The organism is Calderihabitans maritimus, assembly GCF_002207765.1.
Taxonomy (GTDB): Bacteria; Bacillota; KKC1; order Calderihabitantales; family Calderihabitantaceae; genus Calderihabitans; species Calderihabitans maritimus.
On record NZ_BDGJ01000073.1, the window covers coordinates 13313 to 16938 of the forward strand.

Consider the following 3626-nt stretch of genomic DNA (forward strand, 5'->3'; position numbering starts at 1 on the left):
TTACCCGATGGATAAACCCAAGGGCTACCACCCAAAAAAGGAGGGTGTAGAAGGAAATCCTCTTGGTTGATCAGCATTTACAGGAGAGAATGCTTGGTCAATTTTGTTGGGCACACTCTTCTCTCCTTAACCGTGGATTTGACATTTAGTAGGTATTTAAACACTATGACTCGGTAATAAGTCATATCGCTAGTCGTTTAAATGCCGAAAAATTCCTCAGCGTTGTATCTCGCAATTCGAGCAATGATTTCCGGTGGAGCTCCATTCAGTTCTAGGTACCGCACGGTCTTGGGGACGCTCAGGGGATCATTGGGTTTTAGATTGCTGTAATCGCTATTCAGGACACCTCGTTGGAAGCGTTCCAGATGATTCAGCAAAAGATGGGGAGTGAGCCCCTCCTGACGGATGGTGAGCCCAGGAATGGCCCCAAAGTCTTCGATTAAGTCAACAATATCTAAATTGGCATGATCGATGATCATTTTTCCGGGTTCCATCCCGACGGCAGCGGCAATTTCAATTGTTTTTTCGGTAATTTCCACCCTCTGCTGGGGCGGAGTATGAATGATCACCGGAACCCCATATTCCCTGGCAACCTTCAATTGCTCCCGCAGGACCTCCTGCTCCCGCTTGTTCCCCTCATGCAGCCCGATTTCGCCGAAACCGATGACACCGCTCATTTTAAGGTAGGATGGAAGAGCGTCGACTACCCTGGGCCAGTCCTCCGGTGTCCCCATGGGGTGAATGCCGACGGCAAGGAAAAGCTTGATGCCATTTTTGGCGGCATTACTCATGGAAAGAGTTAACATCTGCTGAAAATGATCAAAGAGTGTTTCCGCATGTTTTGCCCCGAAAAATATGGAGCAGCCAATAATCTTCCTCACCCCGGCCAGCGCCATACTCTCCAACCCTTCAAACGGAAGTAATGAAACATGTGTATGAGAATCTACAGTTCCTTCCATCGATCTTATTCGCCCCCTTTATTGCTGGGTCTCGGACCCCTCTTTTTTCATTGCTGCATGATCAAGTTACAAAAGGGAAGTTTATCACTTCCCTCTCCATAGGACATATAATCAAGGCTTGATATAGGCATACCCTTCGGCCTGTTTCCTGGCAATTTCTGTTATACCGACTACTTTCTCAATTTCTACTTTGGTGGTTGTTCACTCTATGTTAAAATACCCTTTCTTTTAAAATACTCAGGTAACTGGTCCATATTAACAACATCCATATCGCTATTTTTGTATACCCATAGTCTGTCTTTCAAAATAACAACATTATAATCCGCTTCCTTGTCCATAGCACATGCATTGCCACAGCCACTGATAGTGATACTTCCTTGTAAATTGCCAGAGGACACTAGGCGCTCCGCGATAGCATGGACATCACCAACACCATTTTTACAATACCGCGCGCCTATACACGTCTTGATTCCTTCACTACTCCATGCCAGTGCTACCTTTAGGAACGGCAGAAGGCCCATCCGGTTAATAACTTCAGCTAGTCGCTCGTTCTGGGCAACCCGAACATAGCCCTTAACAATCCGTTCGACAGTTTCGACTAGATACTCTTCCTTGATAACCATATCCAGCCGAGTACCCAATTGGGGCTGACGTCCTCCTTTACCCCCAAGGTAAAGCCAGTACCCGTCCTGGACAGCAATGATACCCAGGTCGTTTAGTTGCGCCTCCACGCATGAATTGGGGCAACCATTCAGGGCAATCTTAAATTTTTTCGGCGTCGCCAGCCCTGCGAGGCGCTGATTGATTTGCGCTGCCAGAGGTGTAACATCGCGGATAACATGCTTGCAATACTGACTGGAACATACTTTGGCATTTCGCACCACTGGACCGATATCAGCCAAAGGCAGGCGAACCTTTTCTAACTCTTCGGCAACCCGGTCAAAGTTCTCAGGTTTTATGCCGTAAATCATGATAGCCTCGGTAACCGTGAGCTTCGCCTTTCCGTATTGTTGGGTCAGCCTACGTATGGTCTCTAGCTGTTCGGGTTCAAGATATCCGTTGACAGGATGAATTAAGACAGCGTAAGTACCATCTAGCTGTTGTATAAACCCTTTGTTGGCGTACTTTTTAATCATAAATTGCTCTTCTCCTTACATTACTTCATTAAGAATGTATTCTATAATAATGATTGTAGCATGGAAAAGATCGTACGTCAATTGTACAGACCCCCGGGTTTGTGTCAAGAGATTCCGGGTATCTTTTTCTGTCAGAAATGGGGTTGCTTGGTATCCAGGAAATGAATGAGCCTCCCTTCTGGGTTGCTTTTTTCCCACTACTCCATTTAGAGAGAAAGGGGAAGACCTCTCTTTCCTTTGGCTAGTTATTCACCTTCCTCTTTTTCCCACCCGAAAACATTTTAAGTTCTGTTTAGCTTACTTCATCTGGTATAGCCGACAGTGCTTTCTGTAAACGATAACTTTCACCTTCAAAAGCCAGTAGGACCAACCGGTCAATAAGAGCGGCAGTAAGCCGGTTATCGCCCAGCACGGTGTTTCACTTGCCAAATTGCAGATTAGAAGTAACAATTATGCTTTGGCGCTCATAAGCTTGGGCTACCACGTTAAACAAAAGCGCCGCTCCGTCACGATGTAGGGGTACAAACCCTGGTTCGTCGATGATGAGAAGATCCGCCTTTTTTAGGGCATCCATTGCCTTCCCTAGCTGCCCTTGACGGTGGCTTTCCAGCAAGAAGTTCACAAGATCAAGGCAACGGTAAAAGCGGACTGTCTTGCCTTCTGTACAGGCTCTGATCCCCAGAGCAATAGCCAAATGAGTTTTTCCCGTACCCACAGCTCCCAGGGCTAATATGTTTTCATGGCGTTCGATAAAGTTAAGGCCTGTAAGGTCAGTTATATTTGGTTGTTTCCGGCAAAGTGACCGCTTTCCAATCAAAATCCTCCAGGGTTTTATGGACCGGAAAGCCGGCTTTCTTGAGGCGTTTGACCCTGTTGGCCCGGCGGGCATCCTTTGCTTCAAACAGGTCGGCAAGGTACTGTTCCCGGTCGCTATAGGGAATATCCAGGTAAATCTGAGGCACTTGACCAAGTTTTAGGGCCTTGCATCCCCTTGTTACAGAATTCCGGCTCAAACCGGTAATGGAGCATGAACCTGCTGAAGGTTTCAGTCAGCTTCCTTTCTTCCTCCTTGCCAATGTGGACAACGGCTGCCGGTAGGTTGTCGAAGCGAATTCTTTGGGGAACACCGCCAATCCACTCAAAAACCTGGATCATGGCACGGAGGAAACACTGGGTATTCTCGCTGGGTACCGGAACACAGAAACCGGCATTGCTGTAGGGGACGTTACCGGCTTTCATCGGCTGAAGGTTCATCACTACTACGGACTCATCTGCCACCCTGCACCACTTCTTCTCTCCCTCGCCTTCCGGCTTGTTCGAGCTTACCAAGTTTAGCTTGGATGGTACAGAGCTTCCCCAGTTAAGTCTGCCTGCCTGAACATGAACCCGTCCGTCCAAACTCCTCAGGTTATCCAGCTTTCGGGCTTTCCCACTTTTCGCAAGGTTACCCACCTGAAAAGCCAACCCCGGTTCGCTTGCGCTACGTTCCATGTTCTTCCTTCGGCTTCCTTCAGACCCCGCCGTTACCGGC

At 47.8% G+C, this 3626-nt stretch carries 3 protein-coding genes and 1 pseudogene; all 4 read right to left on the bottom strand.

Annotation, left to right across the window (positions count from 1 at the left end; translation table 11 throughout):
• Window positions 1–197: 197 nt before the first annotated feature.
• On the bottom strand, window positions 198–959 hold the full coding sequence (locus tag KKC1_RS06915) for a TatD family hydrolase (RefSeq protein WP_088553749.1): 762 nt from the start codon (window positions 957–959) through the stop codon (window positions 198–200).
• A 206-nt stretch (window positions 960–1165) separates the two neighbouring features.
• The gene (locus tag KKC1_RS06920) at window positions 1166–2095 is read right to left on the bottom strand and encodes a nitrite/sulfite reductase domain-containing protein (RefSeq protein ID WP_088553750.1); all 930 of its coding nucleotides are present in this window, start codon (window positions 2093–2095) and stop codon (window positions 1166–1168) included.
• A gap of 418 nt (window positions 2096–2513) precedes the next feature.
• On the bottom strand, window positions 2514–2912 hold the full coding sequence (locus tag KKC1_RS16515) for an ATP-binding protein (protein WP_202819981.1): 399 nt from the start codon (window positions 2910–2912) through the stop codon (window positions 2514–2516).
• Window positions 2913–3025: 113 nt separating this feature from the next.
• Window positions 3026–3626: pseudogene (locus KKC1_RS06930) on the bottom strand (hypothetical protein); the annotation flags it as partial.